General features: G+C 44.5%; 18 protein-coding genes. 2 read left to right on the top strand and 16 right to left on the bottom strand.

What is annotated here, in order from left to right; all coding sequences use genetic code 11:
- Positions 1–74: 74 nt before the first annotated feature.
- Positions 75–263, top strand: coding sequence for a DUF2929 family protein (locus M3M38_RS00565; protein WP_252795531.1), 189 nt, complete (start codon positions 75–77; stop codon positions 261–263).
- Between the two features lie 45 nt (positions 264–308).
- Here M3M38_RS00565 and M3M38_RS00560 read toward each other — a convergent pair whose 3' ends face one another.
- From M3M38_RS00560 to rpsU, 12 genes are all read right to left on the bottom strand, one after another.
- Positions 309–1,103: a Nif3-like dinuclear metal center hexameric protein gene (locus tag M3M38_RS00560; RefSeq protein ID WP_252814271.1), complete on the bottom strand. Its 795-nt coding sequence runs from the start codon at positions 1,101–1,103 to the stop codon at positions 309–311.
- Positions 1,090–1,794 (bottom strand): tRNA (adenine(22)-N(1))-methyltransferase, encoded by a 705-nt coding sequence (locus M3M38_RS00555; protein WP_252814269.1) that lies wholly within the window; start codon positions 1,792–1,794, stop codon positions 1,090–1,092. The genes M3M38_RS00560 and M3M38_RS00555 overlap by 14 nt, the downstream gene beginning before the upstream one ends.
- A gap of 56 nt (positions 1,795–1,850) precedes the next feature.
- A complete protein-coding gene (gene rpoD, locus M3M38_RS00550) occupies positions 1,851–3,056 on the bottom strand; it encodes an RNA polymerase sigma factor RpoD (protein ID WP_252767149.1) in 1,206 nt (401 codons plus the stop codon).
- A gap of 16 nt (positions 3,057–3,072) precedes the next feature.
- Complete coding sequence (gene dnaG / locus M3M38_RS00545) at positions 3,073–4,899, bottom strand: DNA primase (protein WP_252814268.1); 1,827 nt, start codon at positions 4,897–4,899, stop codon at positions 3,073–3,075.
- Positions 4,900–4,926: 27 nt separating this feature from the next.
- A complete protein-coding gene (glyS, locus tag M3M38_RS00540) occupies positions 4,927–7,005 on the bottom strand; it encodes a glycine--tRNA ligase subunit beta (RefSeq protein WP_252814266.1) in 2,079 nt (692 codons plus the stop codon).
- A complete protein-coding gene (gene glyQ / locus M3M38_RS00535) occupies positions 7,005–7,976 on the bottom strand; it encodes a glycine--tRNA ligase subunit alpha (protein WP_252767146.1) in 972 nt (323 codons plus the stop codon). The genes glyS and glyQ overlap by 1 nt, the downstream gene beginning before the upstream one ends.
- A gap of 262 nt (positions 7,977–8,238) precedes the next feature.
- Entirely contained in the window at positions 8,239–9,018 is a 780-nt protein-coding gene (recO, locus tag M3M38_RS00530) for a DNA repair protein RecO (protein WP_252814264.1), read from the bottom strand.
- A gap of 30 nt (positions 9,019–9,048) precedes the next feature.
- Positions 9,049–9,954 carry a GTPase Era gene (era, locus tag M3M38_RS00525; RefSeq protein WP_252814262.1) on the bottom strand — a complete coding sequence of 302 codons (906 nt, stop codon included), beginning with the start codon at positions 9,952–9,954 and terminating at the stop codon, positions 9,049–9,051.
- Positions 9,955–9,970: 16 nt separating this feature from the next.
- Positions 9,971–10,369: a diacylglycerol kinase family protein gene (locus tag M3M38_RS00520; RefSeq protein ID WP_252814261.1), complete on the bottom strand. Its 399-nt coding sequence runs from the start codon at positions 10,367–10,369 to the stop codon at positions 9,971–9,973.
- Positions 10,353–10,835 carry an rRNA maturation RNase YbeY gene (gene ybeY, locus M3M38_RS00515; RefSeq protein WP_252814259.1) on the bottom strand — a complete coding sequence of 161 codons (483 nt, stop codon included), beginning with the start codon at positions 10,833–10,835 and terminating at the stop codon, positions 10,353–10,355. The genes M3M38_RS00520 and ybeY overlap by 17 nt, the downstream gene beginning before the upstream one ends.
- A gap of 9 nt (positions 10,836–10,844) precedes the next feature.
- Positions 10,845–11,807: a PhoH family protein gene (locus M3M38_RS00510; protein ID WP_252814258.1), complete on the bottom strand. Its 963-nt coding sequence runs from the start codon at positions 11,805–11,807 to the stop codon at positions 10,845–10,847.
- 149 nt (positions 11,808–11,956) lie between these two features.
- Entirely contained in the window at positions 11,957–12,157 is a 201-nt protein-coding gene (gene rpsU / locus M3M38_RS00505; protein WP_252750292.1) for a 30S ribosomal protein S21, read from the bottom strand.
- A 169-nt stretch (positions 12,158–12,326) separates the two neighbouring features.
- On the opposite strand from rpsU, the gene M3M38_RS00500 reads away from it, so the two are divergent.
- Positions 12,327–13,142: a pyruvate, water dikinase regulatory protein gene (locus tag M3M38_RS00500; RefSeq protein ID WP_252814257.1), complete on the top strand. Its 816-nt coding sequence runs from the start codon at positions 12,327–12,329 to the stop codon at positions 13,140–13,142.
- Here the strand turns inward: M3M38_RS00500 and M3M38_RS00495 are convergent.
- From M3M38_RS00495 to aspS, 4 genes are all read right to left on the bottom strand, one after another.
- The gene (locus M3M38_RS00495) at positions 13,129–14,040 is read right to left on the bottom strand and encodes a deoxyribonuclease IV (protein ID WP_420842645.1); all 912 of its coding nucleotides are present in this window, start codon (positions 14,038–14,040) and stop codon (positions 13,129–13,131) included. The genes M3M38_RS00500 and M3M38_RS00495 overlap by 14 nt on opposite strands.
- Positions 14,030–15,202, bottom strand: a complete 1,173-nt coding sequence (locus tag M3M38_RS00490; RefSeq protein WP_252814254.1) for a CDP-glycerol glycerophosphotransferase family protein — start codon at positions 15,200–15,202, stop codon at positions 14,030–14,032. Before M3M38_RS00490 ends, M3M38_RS00495 begins: the two co-directional genes overlap by 11 nt.
- Before the next feature lie 41 nt (positions 15,203–15,243).
- Positions 15,244–16,122 (bottom strand): YitT family protein, encoded by an 879-nt coding sequence (locus tag M3M38_RS00485; RefSeq protein ID WP_252767138.1) that lies wholly within the window; start codon positions 16,120–16,122, stop codon positions 15,244–15,246.
- A gap of 97 nt (positions 16,123–16,219) precedes the next feature.
- Entirely contained in the window at positions 16,220–17,998 is a 1,779-nt protein-coding gene (gene aspS, locus M3M38_RS00480; protein ID WP_252814253.1) for an aspartate--tRNA ligase, read from the bottom strand.
- Between the last annotated feature and the right edge of the window lie 21 nt (positions 17,999–18,019).

Raw genomic sequence — 18,019 nt, 5'->3', positions numbered from 1 at the left:
TTTTTAGCTAGTTCTTGAATTGCAATTATCTCAATTAGTGATAAACTACTAATGAATAAAAAGGGGTGGAAATTATGCGCACAATTGCTACAAATTTAACAACTATCTTCTGGGGAATCTTGTATGGTGAAGTAATTGGTTACATCGGCTCGGCACTGCTCCAGACTCCGTTTAATGCCACGATTGCGCTAGACGTAGCCATTGTCGGTGCCATTGTGGCCCTCGTGGGTGTGAATGCCTTAAAAATTGTAATGAAACCATAAATCTGAATGCAAAAACGGTTGGAAGTCAAACTTCCAACCGTTTTTTTATTGAAAGCGGAAGGGATCGGTGTTGAGGTCTGATTCTAACACCTCAATCTCCCACTGATTTTCAGCCTTCCATTGGTTAAATAACGCACGTAACCGAGGCTTGCAAATGCTTTCGACGTGGTGACCAGGATCAATCGCTTGTAATCCCGCAGCCAGTAAATCCTGGGCGGTGTGATAAAACAAGTCACCCGTAATGTACACATCGGCCTGCTTCTCTAATGCAGCGGAATAAAATTTACCCCCGCTTCCCCCTAAAATGGCTACCCGGTGAACCAGTTGATCGGGATTAAAACTAACCACCCGGAGTCCCGTAAGGTTAAATCTTGCTTCACAAAGTTTCGCTAACTCAGTGGTGGTCATCGGTTGTGGCAAATCACCCACCCGTCCCAGCGCAGATCCATCGGCGTGGTTAAGCAAACCAGTTGTTTGTTCTAAATCAAGCGCGGTCGCCAGCCAATCGTTCATGCCACCCTCAGCATTATCCAAATTGGTGTGCGCAGCATAGACGGTAATGTCATGTTTCAAAAGTTGCGCATACATGTCATTTTGCGGGTTGGATAAGTCTAGATTACGGGCCGGACGGAACATCACTGGATGATGAGCAAAGATGAAGTCCACGTGGCGCTGAACGGCTTCGTCCACCACTTCGGGTCGCACGTCCAAAGTTGTCATCATTCTATGCACGGGAGCATCCCGTCGCCCGATTTGAAATCCAGTGGGATCGCCTTCTTCTTTAAGAGTTAAGGGTGCAAAACGTTCAAAACGCGTAATAATTTCATTAACGGTTGTCATTAAGAACCTCCTGAATGGCTGCTACCTTCCGCCGCATGGCTGTAATTTTAGCCTGCGGATGGCTCTGCGATGCTTCTAACTGCGTTAAAATGGCTTGGCTTTTCTGTAACCGGGAATGCCATTTTTGCTGAAAGGTCGAGCTTTTAGCGGCTAACAAGTAGGGACCAAAGTTAATTTCCATCGTACTCAACGTCGCTGGTACTGGGGTAAATTCGGCTCGCATCATTTCGTAAAAATGACCACTATCTTCTACCAGTTGTTCCGCGGTAATCTGATACTGATGTTGCATTAACCAGCGGCGTACCCTGTTTTCGTCCACGTTTGGCTGTAACAAGAGCGCCGGATGGTTCGCTAGCTTGGCTTGCCCATCCGTTAGAATGTCAGTAATCAGTTCACCACCCATGCCAGCGATCACAATCACATCAACGTGGTCAGCCGGTTCAATCACCGCCAAGCCATCCCCAAGCCGGGCTTGCATTACGGCTTGTAATCCCAGTTTTGTAATCTCACGCTGAGCATTCGCTAACGGACCCGGCCGAACTTCACCAGCAATGGCCGTTTGAATCACCTGCTGTTGCAGTAAATAAGCAGGTAAATACGCATGATCCGAGCCAATGTCCGCTAGTGTAGCTACCCGAGGCACTAATTCCGCCACAGCCTGTAACCGTCTTGATAAATGCTGTTCTGTCATGCTTCCTCCCGTGGTAAAAAAACAGGGATCCAATTGGATCTCTGTTTTTTACTTTGTTAGTCTAAAAAGTCCTTTAGTTGTTTGCTCCGTGATGGATGGCGCAACTTTCTGAGTGCCTTGGCTTCAATTTGCCGAATTCGTTCCCGGGTGACCCCAAAGACCTTTCCGACTTCTTCTAAGGTTCTGGTCCGGCCATCATCAAGACCAAACCGTAACCGCAGTACGTTTTCTTCCCGGTCGGTCAACGTATCCAAGACGCCTTCCAGTTGTTCCTTTAACAACTCGTAAGAAGCATGGTCTTCTGGGCTAGTGGCTTCCTTATCTTCAATGAAGTCCCCGAGATGGGAGTCATCCTCTTCCCCAATTGGAGTTTCTAATGAAACGGGTTCTTGTGAAATCTTCAGGATGTTTCTCACTTTTGAAGTTGGCATGTCCATTTCGGCCCCAATTTCAATCGGAAGTGGCTCCCTGCCTAAGTCTTGTAGGAGTTGCCGTTGGACCCGAATTAACTTGTTAATCGTTTCCACCATGTGAACCGGAATTCGAATGGTCCGTGCTTGATCAGCGATTGCTCGGGTAATTGCCTGCCGAATCCACCAAGTAGCATACGTTGAGAATTTAAATCCCTTGCGGTAATCAAACTTTTCAACGGCCTTCATCAGTCCCATGTTTCCTTCTTGAATCAGATCCAGGAACTGCATTCCTCGACCCACGTACCGCTTAGCAATCGAAACCACCAATCGGAGGTTAGCTTCGGCCAACTCTTGTTTGGCCTCTTCATCACCGGCTTCAATCCGTAAGGCTAGTTGAACTTCTTCATCTGCCGTTAGCAAAGGTACCCGTCCAATTTCCTTCAGGTACATCCGCACAGGATCGTTAATCTTTACTCCTTGTGAACTAGAAGCGTTTTTCAGTTCCTTTTGGGTCACTTTTTTAGCCGCGTCTAATGCCCGAGGATCTGGTTCACCATTTTCGTCAACGATGCTAATCCCGTCGTCTTCGACCTTTTCCATCAGCTCGTTCATTTGTTTTTTCTTTAAATCAAATGGAACCTGCATTTCCTCTTCTAGAACCGTGTAGGTAATGTGCCCAATTTTTTTGTATTTTTTCACCAAGGCCTGGTAAACCTTGTGGTAACCATCCTTATCAAAATCTTTTTTTAGTTCTTGCTTCAGTTCGGCTTGTTTAGCAGTGTGCTTACTTTTGGCTTTGGGAGTAGATTTTTTCAGTTCTGTTTTTTTCTGTGCTTTTCGTTCTGCCATGTGGATTCCTCCCATTTTAATCATTAGTTGACTTCAACTGATCCAATTGCTGTTGTAGTTTAATTAGATCAGCCGCCAACTTTAGTTGTTGCAATTCGTTACCGGTTTGTTGGGCCACTTCAAATTCATGTTTAATGGCCTTAATTTGTGCGACTAACGGAGCGTCTTGCTGTATTATTTTAACACAATCTACCACCGCTTGATTGCTAGAATGATCGTAGGCTGGCGTCATTTCTAATTCGGCTAAGACCGACTGTAAATGAGCTTCGCCCACAAAATTGCTAAATTCCGCAGATTGATAGTTGGGATGCTCGCGAAAGAATTCCTGCGCAAATAAATATAACTGTTGGTAATCATCGTGGACAAAACTAAAGTCTGGTTGGTTAATCACCCGCGTCCACACGTTTGAATCATGCAACATTGCTACCAACAACTGACGTTCTGCATTTTCGACTCGAGAATAACGCGATTGCTCTCGTTGTAACGGTTCGGACACTTCCACAACATGGTTAAGCTGCCGCGGTTCCGTCCGTTGCCGTTTGCGATCCTGTTCACACTGTTCCTGCAGACTCGCTTGGTCAAAGTCCAAATCAGTCGCCAAGTCTTTGAGATAAACCCCTCGTTCCACGGAACTATCTAAAGTTGCAATCAGTTTCGTGGCCTGCTTGGCATACTCAATTTTTTCCGTTTCTTGTTCGAGGTTAAATTGCGAACGTAAGTAGCGCAGTCGGAACTTAATGACCGGTTCGCGTCCTGTTTTCACAATTTTTTGGAGTCCAGCAGCGCCGTATTTTCTCCGGTATTCGTCCGGATCCATGCCCCCAGGAATTTGAATTACACCGATGTTAAACTGGGTTGTTTGTTCTAACAAACTTACAGCACGATTAATCGCTTTTTGCCCCGGCACGTCCCCGTCGTAACAAATATCCACGTTACTAGTGACGCGCTTTAAATCGTAAATTTGTTCCTCAGTGAGACTCGTTCCCATGGATGCCACGCCAAAGTCAATCCCCGCTTGCATTGCCGAAATGACGTCCATAAACCCTTCCAACAGCAACAATCGTTGCGACTTACGGGCGGCTTTCCGCGCCACGTCGTAGTTATAGAGGACCCGGCGCTTATTAAACAATTCCGTTTCCGGACTGTTTAAGTACTTAGGTAAACTATCACTGATTTGTAACAGCCGACCGGAAAAACCCACGACCGCGCCATTTGCATTTTTAATGGGAAACATCAACCGGTTGGCAAACCGATCTTTGAGGTTGCCATCCTGATCTTCAATAAATAGTCCGGTCTTCCGTAACGTTTGGTAGTCAGTTTTTCGTTCTGCAAAAAAAGACTGCAAAACTTGATCCCCGGGGGCAAAGCCGAGGTTAAATTGTTCAATCATGTCAGCGCTAACCTGCCGCTCAGCCAGATATTTCCGCGCTGCTTCGCCTAGTTTAGTGTTCATTAAAATGTGATGGTATAGTTGGGTGGCAGCTTGATGAGCTTCAATTAGCGGTTGCTGTTTTTGTTGGTGGAGACTAACACCCGCATTGGTAATTGACGTGGGTAGTTCGATGCCATCATCTTTAGCAACCGCTTCCACGGCCTCTGGAAATGACATCCCCTTCAAATCCATCAAAAAGGTAAAAACGTTACCACCCCGACCACAACTAAAACAGTGAAAGATTTGTTTCTCTTCATTCACTGAAAAGGAAGGCGTCCGTTCCTCGTGAAAGGGACAAAGCCCAAAGAGGTTCTTTCCAGCCTTTTTTAACTGGACGTATTTACTAACTTCATCAGTAATATTAGTGCTCGTTCGAACTTTTTCCACAAATTCTTCTGGAAGCTTAGGCACACCATTCACCATCCTTTAAAATGATGGTTATTTCACCATCACCGCTTCTACATCAGCAAAGTGCATGATTAGAGCTGATAGCTGCGTTAATTCTGCTAATCGATTATCCCGCACCACGGGGTTTTCGCTCATAACCATCGTCGCGTCAAAATATGCATCAATCAACGGTTGCAACTTCGCCAATGCTACATAAGCTTGTTCTGCCGACTGACTAACAAAATCAGCCTGTAACTTTTGCACTGCATCGTACAGCTGCTGCTCTGAGTCGTTTTCAAAGAGACTTGAATCTACTGTCTGGGCATCAACGTCGCTATCTGCTTTCGTGGCAATTCGTGTTACCCGGGTTAAGGCTTCAATTACTGCCTTAAAGTCAGCTTGATCCGCATTTGTTTGCAAAACATGCGCACTCTGTTCGTTGTAATTAATGTCAGTATTAGTGGCATCTACAGCTGCATTGACGAGATCGTATCGAACGCCGGCATCCTTTAGCTCTTTCTTAATCCGGTCCTTTAAAAATTCAACCACTGGCTTAAACACCGGAGCTTGATCAACCTTCGGCAGCACGTCGGTAGCTTGTTCTTTTTTCACAATCAGTTGGAGCAACGGCAAAATTGGTAAGGTCCATTGTTCCTTAGTTACAATTCGCACAATTCCAGTTGCTTGACGCCGTAAGGCATACGGATCATTGGAACCACTCGGAATCATTCCAGCTGCAAAGAAGGTTAAAATGCTGTCTAGTTTGTCGGCAACGGCCAAAACGGCCCCTACCTTTGAAGCCGGTAATTCACCGTCGGCAGCAATAGGTTCGTAGTGTTCCCGAATCGCTTGAGCTACTTCTGGATCTTCTCCTTGCAAGAGCGCGTACTTTTCGCCCATGATTCCTTGCAATTCGGCAAATTCGCCGACCATTCCGGTCACTAGGTCAAATTTGTAAATTTCAGCAGCACGTTGCAGGTGAGCTAACTGGATTGCGTTTAGACCGACTTGTTCTCCAATCAGTTTGGCAATTACCTGGACCCGTTGCATCTTGTCGTACATTGAGGAAATCTGATCGTGGAAAGTAACATCCTTCATCTTGTTCACAAAGTAGTCAATGTCGTGTTGTTGATCTTCTTGATAGAAGAACTCAGCATCATACAGACGAGCAGCTAGAACCTTTTCGTTTCCAGCAATCACGTTGTCTAGGTGATCTGCGTTCCCGTTTCGAACCGACACAAAGTGGGGCAATAAGTTACCCGCTTGATCCTCGACGAAGAAGAACCGTTGGTGGTCCCGCATCGAAGTGATCAAAACTTCCCTAGGAATCGATAAGAACCGTTCGTCAAAGTCGCCGGCAAAGCTGGTCGGCCATTCAACTAAGTTATTAACTTCTTCCAAGAGTTCGTCGTCAACTGGAATTTGCCAATCGTGTTCCTTCGCAATTGCCAAAATTTGTTCTTTAATCCGTTGCTTGCGCTCCTTAGCATCAACTAGAACAAATTGTTCTTTTAAGCGTGGCTCGTAATCAGCGACGGTTTTTAGTTCGACCGGTTGACCTAAGAAACGGTGCCCCTGCGTGGTTCGACCCGCTTTCACGTCCACGATTTCTAGTGGTAGCACTTCATCATCTAATAGAGCAACCATCCACTTAATGGGTCGCACAAATTGGAAGTGATGGGTTCCCCACTTCATCATGGTGGGGAAATTCATGGATTTAATCACATTTACCAAGCCCAATAATACTTCGCTAACGGGTTTTCCGGCAACGTGTTTATTAACAAAGACGTAGTCGGTTCCTTTGACGTTTTTAAAGGTAATTTCGTCAGTGGTTACCCCTTGTCCTTTGGTAAAACCAATGGCCGCCTTACTCCATTGTCCGTCCTCTGTTTGAGCAATCTTTTTGGCCGGACCTTTAACCTCTTCATCAATGTCTGGCTGTTTAGCGGCTAGGCCATCAATTTCTAACGCCAAACGCCGGGGAGTCGAAAATGGTTTGATCCGGTCATAACTAATCCGCTCTTCTTTTAAAAACTGAGCGACCTTGGCTTGTAACTCCTTAATGCTGGGGGTTACAACGTGCGCCGGCATTTCCTCTAAACCAATTTCTAGTAGAAAATTACGTGTCATTATTTGTCATCCCCCTTTTGTTTTGCTTGGCGTTTCAAGTTTTCTGTTCTTTTTTGCGTATATTTAGCTAGAACAGCTTCCCGAGTCTGTTCATCTTTGATTAACGGGAAACCTAGTTTGCGGCGTTCTTCTACAAAGGCCTGTGCGATGCCGTGCGCCATCTTCCGAATCCGCGCTAAGTAGCCGGCCCGTTCGGTAACGGAAACTGCTCCACGAGCATCCAATTGGTTAAAGGTATGACTACACTTTAACACGTAGTCGTAAGCCGGATGAACCAGTCCCAGTTTGATGAGGCGTTGAGCTTCTTTTTCGTAGGCATCAAACAGCTCGTGCAACATGGCCTGATCACTTTCTTCAAAGCTATACTTAGAGTGTTCGTATTCCGGTTCCTTAAAAATATCACCATACTTCACTCCATCAGACCACTCCAAATCAAAGACGTTATTAACGTCTTGAATGTAAGAAGCTAAGCGTTCCATTCCGTAGGTAATTTCAACGGCTACGGGATCCATTTGTAAGCCACCCACTACTTGGAAATAAGTAAACTGGGTAACTTCCATTCCATCCAGCCAAACTTCCCAACCAACTCCGGCACAACCCATAGATGGGTTTTCCCAGTTGTCTTCCACGAACCGAATGTCATGTTCTAACGGATTAATCCCCAATTCTTCTAACGAATGAATGTAGAGATCTTGAATGTTGTCAGGAGATGGTTTCATCAGCACTTGAAATTGGTGGTGTTGGTAAAGCCGGTTCGGGTTTTCCCCGTAACGACCATCAGCTGGCCGTCTGGATGGTTCTACGTAACAAACGTTCCACGGTTCTGGTCCAATTGCCCGCAAAAAGGTAAAGGGACTCATGGTTCCGGCCCCTTTTTCCGTGTCGTAAGCATCCATAATCATGCAACCCTGCTTACCCCAGTATTCTTTTAATTTCGTTCCAATTGCTTGCATTGACAACTTTTTGGTCATGCTGACTCCTCCTATTCACAAACAAATAAAAAAGCCTATGTAAAAGTAAAAACTTTTACATAGGGACGATATCGTCGCGGTTCCACCCTACTTCTGAACTTAATCAGCAACTCGAAACGCATTGACTCGAAAAGCGCCAGATTCCGGGTTCAATCGCCATCTCGCACTATCATGGCTTCGCTGCCTTGAAAATCCCGGTCACTCTCTTTTGTCTGTGTCAAATATTTAGTTAACTATATTATAGATGGCAATGACGCAAACGTCAACGAGAACCACTCGTCCCCACGGACCAGTGCTTCATCTGCCGTAAAAATTTTTTACTCTTTAAGTTTAAACCCACTTCATTATCATAAAGCTGGTCTAAAACTTGTTGAAGTTGCTGTTTGGTCCGTTGGTTTACGTTAATCTTGCCAATTTTTTGTAAGTCAACCACCGAAAACAACTGTAAATAGTAAATGGTGCGGGGTTCCAAATGCAGTCGATGCGGATCGTCTGCAAAATGGCGCTCACAAATCAGTCCCCCTAGTTGTTCAGAATAATCATAAGTATGCGCTTTTCGACCACAAACAGCACACCGTTTAAGTTGTGGAGCAATCCCAAACACCGGGAGTAGCTGCACCTCCATGATATTAGTAATAATTGCCGGATCAAATCCGTTATTAATCAGGTTTAATGCGTAAAACAGTTGATCAAACCAGTGTGGGGCAGCGACCCCATCGCTAAAGGCGGCGTCGACTAGTCCCATTACATAAGTTGCATACGCATTCAACATTAAATCATCACTAATTTGGGTAAAATGTTTCACCTGCTTAGCAGCTGAAATATATGATAACCCCTGCTTTTTCAAGCTGCCGTCGTAAGTTCCGTAGCTAAAGGGAAGAATATCGGCCGTCATTTTAAATTTGGACCGCCGGGCTCCCCGGATAAAAAACATTTTTTTGCCAGCTTCGGCCGTAAAAAACTTCACTAGCATATCGTGTTCCCGATAATTTTGGCGGTACAACAAAATCCCATGGAAGGGACGACTTCTGGTATTAACCATCACTAAGCCCCCTTAAGCGCTGGGCATCGTTTAATAATCATTTTTAGAGCTGTAACCTAAGTTGTTTAAGGCCGTCGCTTTATCGCGCCAGCCCGACTGCACGTGGACCCAGAGCTTTAAATTAACCTTGGTCCCCAGTAATTTTTCAATTTCACGGCGCGCCCCTACGCTAATGTACTTCAGGCGTTGGCCCCCTTTGCCGACAATAATTCCCTTTTGTCCGTCTCGTTCCACGATGATGGAGGCCTCAATCTGCAGCTTGCCAGCATCATTCGGTCGCATCCACTCAACGTATACAGCCACTGAGTGCGGGATTTCCTGGCGGGTATTCTCTAAAATCTTTTCCCGGATAATCTCTTGAACAATAAAACGTTCGGGATGATCAGTGATCTGATCATCCGGATAGTACTGGGGTCCTTCAGGGAGAATTTTAACGAGGGAATCTAATAGTTGATCCACGTTATTTCCCTTTAAAGCAGAAATCGGAAAGACATCAGCCCATGGATAGGCCTTCTTGTACGTATCCATAATGGGTAAGAGTTGATTGGGATCCACTTCATCAATCTTATTAATGATTAAGTACACCGGGGTTTTCACCTTTTTCAATTGATCGATGATGTAATTATCCCCAGCACCTCGAGTTTCAATGGCACTGACCATGAATAATACGGCCTCTACCTCTTGAAGCGAAGATAACGCCGCCTGATCCATATATTCATCCAATTTATTTTGCGGTTTATGAATTCCTGGTGTATCCAAAAACACAATCTGACTTTCATTCGTGGTATAAATTCCCTGAATTTTATTCCGCGTTGTTTGGGCCTTGTCACTCATGATGGCCACCTTTTGCCCCACCACGCGATTCAAAAAGGTCGATTTACCGACGTTCGGACGACCTACAATGGCCACAAATCCAGACTTAAACGCTGTACTCATACTACTTCCTCATCTCTCAAACTGGTAACAGGGACCCAAAATAGGGCCACAAAACAATGACGCCAATCACCGCCGCCGTTCCAGCGGTAAAGAGCACGCCACCGGCTGCGATATCCTTAATTTTTTTAGCGGTCGGATCAAAGTGCGGTCCCACCATTAAATCCACCAGGTATTCCACCAAGGTATTTAAAATTTCAGCACTTAGAACCAAAAAACAAGCCAATAATAACCATAACCAAGTGGTTCGATTCACCCGTAAAACCAACCCGGCAATGATTACCAGTGCCATGGCTAAGAGATGAATGCGAAAGTTTCGTTCCCGAAAGAAAATTAAGTAAAAACCGTCCCACGCATGTCCTAAGGCTTGCGCAAAATTCTTATTTTTAGTAATTTGCCGCTTATTTTTTGAGTCCATAATTATCTAAAATCTTTCGTTGGAGAGGGAACATCACTGCTTCATCTTCTGGCTGCATGTGGTCATAGCCATTCAAATGCAAAAAACCATGCACTACCAAGAAACCGAGTTCCCGATCCTCTGAGTGACCCAAAAAGTCTGCTTGTTCTTTGACCTTATCCACGCTGACAAAAATATCTCCCAAATTTTCGGGAATCTCTGCCCGCAACTCATCATCCATGATCATCGGAAACTCACCGTCCGTATCGTCTTCAATTGCAAAACTAATCACGTCAGTGGCGCGATCAACGTTGCGGTATTCCCGGTTAATTTCCTGAATTCGATCGTTGTTAACTAAAGTCACTGACATTTCCGTATTGTCAGACAAGTCCAACGTCTGAGCCGCATAGTCCAACAAATTTTTAATTAGTTCAATCTGCGTCGCTGGCACCTGGTCTTTGGTTTCATCGTAAATTTCTAAATCCATCTGTACTCCTTATTCGGCTTCATAAGCGGTAATGATTTTAGCAACCACTGGATTTCGCACCACATCGGCTGCTGTCATTCGAACCACCGCAATGTCATCAATGTTGGCTAGGATGTGGGGAGCGGTTACCAACCCACTCGCAACGTTTCCCTTCAGATCAATTTGTTGAATATCACCATTGACAATCATTTTAGAATTAAAGCCCAGCCGGGTTAAAAACATTTTCATCTGGGGATTCGTAGTGTTTTGCGCTTCATCCAAAATCACAAAGGCATTCTCCAACGTTCGACCCCGCATGTAAGCCAACGGTGCGATTTCAATCACACCCCGTTCAATCAAGCGATCCGTATGATCTTTCCCTAAAATGGCATACAGAGAATCGTACAACGGCCGCAGGTACGGATCAACCTTTTCCTTCAGGTCCCCAGGTAAGAAACCGAGACTTTCCCCAGCTTCCACTGCAGGTCTAGTCAAAACAATCTTATCGACTTTTCCCTTTTTAAGGGCAGCCACTGCCATCACCACGGCGAGGTAAGTTTTCCCAGTTCCGGCAGGACCAATTCCAAAGGTAATGTCATGTTGATTAATTGCTTGAATATATTGACGCTGCCCAAAGTTCTTGACCCGCACCGGCTTACCCTTGTTATCTTTAATCAAGACCTGATTATAAAGATCCGGCAAAGAACTAATTCGTCCTTGGCGCCCAAGGTTCACGGCGGAAACGTAATCGCTTTCGGTCGGATGAATGCCGGCGTGAATCAATTTTAAAAGGTTAAACAAAATATCATGAGTCAACTGCACGTCTGCTTCATCATGACCTTCGATTTTCACGATGCCATTGGCATAGCGAATCGAAGTTTGCAATTCTTCCTCAATAATTTTAACTAACGCATCTTGAGTTCCAAAGAGCACTGCTTGATCATTGGGATTGTTCAGCGGTAATTGTTTTTGATATTCAAAATTTTCAATCAATCAAATATATCTCCTTAAATCAGTTTTTATAAATCAGTTTTAGTTAAATTTTAGCATATCCCGGGGGCTTTCCAAAACAAAAACCAAACCACTCCAATAAAAAACACCCCAAAGATGATCTTTGGGGTGCTTTTTATGCTGCAACTTACTTAGAAGTTGTTACGACGCTTTTTCTTTTTATTGTTACGTTTTCTTGCTGCTTCTGATTTTAATTTACGTTTAACGCTAGGCTTTTCGTAAAATTCACGTTTACGAAATTCCTGGAGAGTTCCGCTTTTTGAAACAGTCCGTTTAAAGCGACGAAGAGCATCTTCAAGAGATTCGTTCTTACGAACAACGGTTTTTGACATGTAAAATCCCTCCCTCCGAGCTTAAATAGTGCCAGCGTTTATCTGACAAGCTTAATTATACCTTATGAAAATTTTAGCGTCAACGGGCTAATTTAAGATTTTGTTCTGATCCGTTTAAAAGCAAAAAGAAGTTTATAATAAAGAAAATTCATCTTTAAAGGAGTTCCCTATGAAAACTACGTACAACGTCTTTGTTATTTCTGATTCTAGCGGTCAAACCGGAACGGCACTAGCCAAAACGGCCGCTGCTCAATTCCCAGAAGCATACGCTAACATTAGTCAGTACCCTTTCATTCGAACCAAATCAATTTTGACCGGGATTTTAAAGTTAGCCAAGGAAAATCAGGCCATCATCTTTCATACCCTTGTCGATTCGGAATTAAGCGATATGGTGACGCAGTTTGCCGAAGAAAATCAGCTCTTTAGCTTTGATTGCATTCAAAAGCCGATTGACCTGATTTCAAAACGACTCAATGAATCATCGGCAGCCGTTCCTGGTCTAGTTCATGATCTCAACGCCGCCTACTTCAAACGAATCGATGCCATTGAATTCACGGTGGCCAATGATGACGGCCGGCATCCAGAAAACCTCAACAAAGCAGACATCATTATCCTCGGCGTTTCAAGGACTTCAAAAACTCCACTATCTTTGTACCTAGCCAACGAAAGTTACAAGGTTGCCAACGTTCCGATTGGTCCTAACCTGCAGTTACCAGCAGAGGTATGGGATTTAAATCCCAAAAAGGTCTTTGGGCTCACCAATTCAATTGAAAAATTACAGGAGATTCGGGCCCAACGGATGAAGGAATACGGGATTGAAAATGATACCCGCTATTCTAACGCTGACAATATTAAAAAGGAGTTGGACTATGCCCAACACCTTTATCAAAAAATTGGTTGTTTGTGTATTAACGTGGCCGATAAATCAATTGAGGAAACAGCTTCCATTATCACAGAAAGCCTACCTAAACCTACTCAGCCGTAGCAATAAGTTTTTCAATCATTTCTGGGTCAAATTCTTGCCGACGAAGCATGGCAACTTCTGCCCCGTGGGGATCAATTTTAACTTTATCATTTACCTTAATGGCGGGCGTTTCCATAATTTTGGGAACGGTCGCCAATTTTGGATCATGAGCAATGGCGTTTAGAGCAGTAAAGCCAATCGTGCCAAACCCAATGTTTTCATGACGGTCCTTATGACTACCAAGGGCATTTTTGTCATCGTTCAGATGAATCACCTTGAGCCGGTCTAAACCAATCACCTGGTCAAATTCGGCTAGTACTCCGGCAAAATCATCCTTGACGTCATATCCTGCATCATACGTATGGCAAGTGTCAAAGGTTACTGACAGTTTTTCATCATGGTCAACCCCAGCAATGATAGTTTGCAATTGTTCAAACGTCGTTCCAACCTCCGTGCCCTTGCCAGCCATCGTTTCAAGCGCGATTTGGATCTTTTGCTCTGGAGTAATCACCTGGTTTAAACCCTTGATAATTTGTTGTAAGCCAGCATCAATTCCGGCCCCCACGTGCGAGCCCGGGTGTAGCACAATCTGCGTAGCTCCGAGTGCCTCAGACCGTTTAATTTCCTTGCGCAAAAAATCAACCGCAAAATCAAAACTATGGGGCTTTTTCGTGTTGGCTAAGTTAATGATATACGGAGCATGCACAACGACTTCCTGTAAATTGTGACTGCGCATGTATTCCTTACCCGCCGGAATTTGGAGCTCGTCTAACGGCTTGCGGCGCGAATTTTGCGGAGCCCCGGTATAAACCATAAAAGCCGTTTCATCATTGCCTGCCGCTTCTTCAGCAGATCCCAAAAACATCTTCGGAGCTTTTAAGCCCACGTGCGATCCTAGTAATAATTCATCACTCATCATAATCCTCCGCAGCGTTCTCACGACCAATGACATACTTGTCAATCACTCGTTTATACGCTTTTCCATCGTTGTAGGTGTTCCATTGGTCGTTAAAAGCAGCAAAGTCCACGGGTTGATCCGCCAAGACCGCCTGTTTTAAATCAGCAACTGTTCTAACGGGAGTAGTGGGCAACCACTTCTCAAATCCCTTTTGCACCCCTGGTTGTTGTTCATAGTGTTTCAAGTCATACATAAAGAAAATGGCCGAGCGGGCTTGAGGCATTAAACTAAAGTCAAAGATAAACGAAGAATAATCCGTCACTAACGTGTCTGCTAACGTCATTAAGTCGGTAGTGGTAAATTCATCGTAAATTTTCACATTTGCATGCTTAAATTGTTCCATTTCTAGTTTTTCGCGATTAACTTCTTGGTACAATTTTACCGCCACTATGGCATTTGGATCTGCGGCTAGAGCTTCAATGGTCCCTACCGGAGGATTAACGTGTTCGGCACTCCGATAGGTTGGCGCGTATAAAATGACTCGTTTGTCCTTCAATTCCGGAGCAGCGGTTAAAACTCGTTGCCGAACCGTTTGCAACCAGTTGTCACTAAACAAGCGATCCGACCGCGGGGTTCCCAGGTACTGCATTTTACTAGCAGACTGTTTAAAGCTCCGTTGAAAAACGTCCCCCATTGCTTGAGATGCCACCACGTAGTCATCAAACTTGTCATAAACTAACTGGTGACGACGACGCTTAAACCAACTATTTTGTCGTTGACCTGGATCTTCCCAGCCAAAGCATTTAATGGTGCCATCGGCATGCCAAAGCTGAATGATTTTAGTCTTGTCCTTGGGACGAATTAAACCTGCTAGTAGGGCGTAATAATTGTCACAAAAAATCAAGCGTGCTGTCATTAGCTGGGGAATCCGGTGGAATAAGAAAGAAACACTCATCCGCAGTGGAATTGTTTTTAGTCCAAAGGCGCGTAAATCATAAGCAGCCGCCAACGTCCGGGGATTATAGATGACCACTAACTTTTGCCCCGCTGGTAATTCCGCCGCAATCCGCTTAATCATATGCAGATTATTACTGTAACTCATTAAATAATAAACATTTCTCTTCGGTCTTAAATAGAATAATAAGGAAAGGAACCGCACTACCCAAACATAAAATGTTTTCATCTGCTCTTCATTCCGTCACTTTCTAAGTTAATGTCCAGTTTTTATTTCGGCTTGGTCTCGTAGAAATGACCAAACACTTCATCTACATCCAACGCCACCGCAAAAGCATTAGGATCAGCTTCCTGCAGGGCTTCATCTAATTCATTTTTCTCGTACCGGGAAATGACCGTAAAGAGAATCGCTTTTTTATCATGATGATAGGCCCCTTCCGCGTTGTGCACGATGGTAATTCCGCGCCTGAGGTGATTTTGCACACTATCAACGACCGTTTTAGGAAAGTCCGTCACAATCATGACTTCCATCCGTTGTTGTCTAGTATAGGTTAAATCCATGACCTTCGCATTCACAAACAACCCAATTGCAGAGTAAAACGCATACGGCCAACCGTACATAAATCCGGCTGAAATGATGATGATTGAATTAAAAAGAATGTTAATGTTTCCAATTGAACGCCCCGTTTTTCGTTGAATCACGATTCCCAGGATGTCTAACCCTCCCGTTGAAATCTGATTCTTTAACGCCAGCCCCGTTCCAAACCCATTCACAGCCCCCCCAAAGAGCGCACAGATTAATGGATCGGATGTTAACGTTAACGGATGTAAAATCTTAATCATAAAACTGGCTAACAAGACTGAAATAAACGTAAAAATCGCGAACTGATGACCAATTTGTTTCCATGCTAATAGTAGTAGCGGCACGTTTAGTAACAGCAAGGCCAGTGCCGTTGATAAGGTAAACGGCAAGTACCGTTGGGAAACGGTGTTTAATAACTGCGCGAATCCGGTAATTCCAGATGAATAAATATGTCCAGGCGTCCAGAAAAAATTCATGGCAATTGAAACTAACGTCGCATAGATAAATGCGGTTGATAGTTTCGTAATGATTTGGTGCCGGCGAATGACCTTGTGCACATCGTCCATAAGCAACCCTCTACTTCAAGTTATTGTGATTATCACGTAGTAGTATAACACGAAAAAAAGAAGTTACGAACCATTCGCAACGTTCTTTTTCGCAATGTTAATCAGTTGGTTTTTCGACTTCAATGCCTAGTTCATCTAGCTGTTTAGGTGATACTGGCGTTGGAGCATTAGTTAATGGATCAACGGCTTTCGAATTCTTTGGAAAGGCAATGACATCCCGGATGTTACCCCGCTTTGCCAATAACCGAGCAAACCGGTCTAAGCCAATGGCTAAACCACCGTGTGGTGGAAAACCATAGTCTAAAGCCCGTAAGAAGTAACCAAATTGGGCTTCAGCACTTTCAGGGGTAAAGCCTAGGGCTCGAAACATTTTTTCTTGTAATTCGCGCGTATGAATCCGGATGGATCCTCCTCCAAGTTCAAGACCGTTTAAAATAATGTCGTAACTCTGGGCGTGGGCTTGATGCGGATCTTCTCCTTCATCTAAGTAGTGTTCGTCCCCTTCGTTAGGCATCGTAAACGGATGATGTGCGGCCGTCCAGCGTTGGGCTCCTTCATCATATTCAAAGAGCGGCCAGTCAACAACCCACAGGAAGTTATACTTGTCAGCTGGAATCATGTCTTGTTCCTTGGCAATTGCCACCCGTAAGTACCCTAAGGTATCCGCGACTACTTTTGCTCGATCAGCGGCAAATAACAGTAAATCGCCACTCTTAGCACCCGTTTGCTCTTTCAAAGCGACTGCTTGATCCGCATCCTTGAAGAACTTCGCAATTGGTCCAGAGAAACCGTCATCGGTCACCTTCAACCAAGCCAAACCTTTAGCTCCAAACCGCTTAACGTAATCTGTGTATTGATCAATTTCTTTGCGGGAGTAAGCAGCTGCCCCATTTGGAACGGCAATGGCCTTAACTTGACCACCATTTTCAATCGCAGCACTAAAGACCTTAAAGTCAGAATCAGCTACAATTGCAGATACGTCCTTTAATTCCATGCCAAAACGGGTATCTGGTTGATCAGTCCCAAATCGATCCATTGATTCTTGCCAGGTAATCCGTTCAAACGGCAGTTGAACGTCGTAATCCACGGCATCCTTCATCACTTCTTTAATTAAACCTTCGGTGATGTCTTGAATGTCTTTGGCACTCATAAACGAAGTTTCTAAGTCAATTTGCGTAAATTCTGGTTGCCGATCGCCCCGTAAATCTTCGTCCCGGAAACAACGAGCAATTTGGTAATAACGGTCAAAGCCAGCTCCCATCAACATTTGCTTAAATTGTTGGGGTGATTGCGGCAAAGCATAGAATGACCCCGGATAAACTCGAGATGGCACCAGGTAATCCCGTGCTCCTTCTGGAGTAGAAGCCGTTAAATCTGGGGTTTCAATGTCAATGAATCCGTGTTGATCTAGGTAGCGGTGCGTCGCCTGTAAAATCCGGTTCCGGATTAAAATCCCCTGTTGCATCACTGAGCGCCGGAGGTCAAGGTACCGATATTTCAAACGCAAATCATCCGTAGCGTTAGTATCATCCTTAATTTCAAAGGGCACTGGTTTTGAAGTACTCAAAATCTTCGCTGCTTGAACGTGAACTTCGACTTTTCCCGTGTACAAATCCGGATTGATTTCTTTTTCTGACCGCGCTACGACCTGACCTTGAACTTCAATCACAAATTCATTTTTAGCCTGGCTTGCAACTTGAAAGGCTTCTGGATTTTCTTTTTCGTTAAAGACCAGTTGTACAATTCCAGCTCGATCCCGTAAATCAACAAACATCAAGCTTCCGAGGTCGCGTTTTTTCGCAATCCAACCGTCTAACGTCACCATTTGATCCAAGTAACGTTCGTTCACGTCGCCTGCATAGGTAGTTCGTTTCATCTGATAATCTTCCTTTCGAGT

It is taken from the genome of Fructilactobacillus cliffordii, from assembly GCF_024029355.1.
Classification (GTDB): Bacteria; Bacillota; Bacilli; order Lactobacillales; family Lactobacillaceae; genus Fructilactobacillus; species Fructilactobacillus cliffordii.
The sequence above is the reverse complement of the archived record's forward strand: the minus strand, read 5'-3'. Positions and strand labels throughout refer to the sequence as shown.

What these genes read in the sequence shown, in the direction of transcription:
- rpoD (WP_252767149.1), bottom strand. Translation starts at nt 3,056, where the DNA reads ATGGCAGAACGAAAAGCACAGAAAAAAACAGAACTGAAAAAATCTACT.
- aspS (WP_252814253.1), bottom strand. Translation starts at nt 17,998, where the DNA reads ATGAAACGAACTACCTATGCAGGCGACGTGAACGAACGTTACTTGGAT.
- glyS (WP_252814266.1), bottom strand. Translation starts at nt 7,005, where the DNA reads ATGACACGTAATTTTCTACTAGAAATTGGTTTAGAGGAAATGCCGGCG.
- recO (WP_252814264.1), bottom strand. Translation starts at nt 9,018, where the DNA reads ATGGTTAATACCAGAAGTCGTCCCTTCCATGGGATTTTGTTGTACCGC.
- M3M38_RS00555 (WP_252814269.1), bottom strand. Translation starts at nt 1,794, where the DNA reads ATGACAGAACAGCATTTATCAAGACGGTTACAGGCTGTGGCGGAATTA.
- M3M38_RS00490 (WP_252814254.1), bottom strand. Translation starts at nt 15,202, where the DNA reads ATGAAAACATTTTATGTTTGGGTAGTGCGGTTCCTTTCCTTATTATTC.
- rpsU (WP_252750292.1), bottom strand. Translation starts at nt 12,157, where the DNA reads ATGTCAAAAACCGTTGTTCGTAAGAACGAATCTCTTGAAGATGCTCTT.
- M3M38_RS00500 (WP_252814257.1), top strand. Translation starts at nt 12,327, where the DNA reads ATGAAAACTACGTACAACGTCTTTGTTATTTCTGATTCTAGCGGTCAA.
- M3M38_RS00560 (WP_252814271.1), bottom strand. Translation starts at nt 1,103, where the DNA reads ATGACAACCGTTAATGAAATTATTACGCGTTTTGAACGTTTTGCACCC.
- glyQ (WP_252767146.1), bottom strand. Translation starts at nt 7,976, where the DNA reads ATGACCAAAAAGTTGTCAATGCAAGCAATTGGAACGAAATTAAAAGAA.
- M3M38_RS00565 (WP_252795531.1), top strand. Translation starts at nt 75, where the DNA reads ATGCGCACAATTGCTACAAATTTAACAACTATCTTCTGGGGAATCTTG.
- M3M38_RS00485 (WP_252767138.1), bottom strand. Translation starts at nt 16,122, where the DNA reads ATGGACGATGTGCACAAGGTCATTCGCCGGCACCAAATCATTACGAAA.
- era (WP_252814262.1), bottom strand. Translation starts at nt 9,954, where the DNA reads ATGAGTACAGCGTTTAAGTCTGGATTTGTGGCCATTGTAGGTCGTCCG.
- ybeY (WP_252814259.1), bottom strand. Translation starts at nt 10,835, where the DNA reads ATGGATTTAGAAATTTACGATGAAACCAAAGACCAGGTGCCAGCGACG.
- M3M38_RS00495 (WP_420842645.1), bottom strand. Translation starts at nt 14,040, where the DNA reads ATGATGAGTGATGAATTATTACTAGGATCGCACGTGGGCTTAAAAGCT.
- M3M38_RS00520 (WP_252814261.1), bottom strand. Translation starts at nt 10,369, where the DNA reads ATGGACTCAAAAAATAAGCGGCAAATTACTAAAAATAAGAATTTTGCG.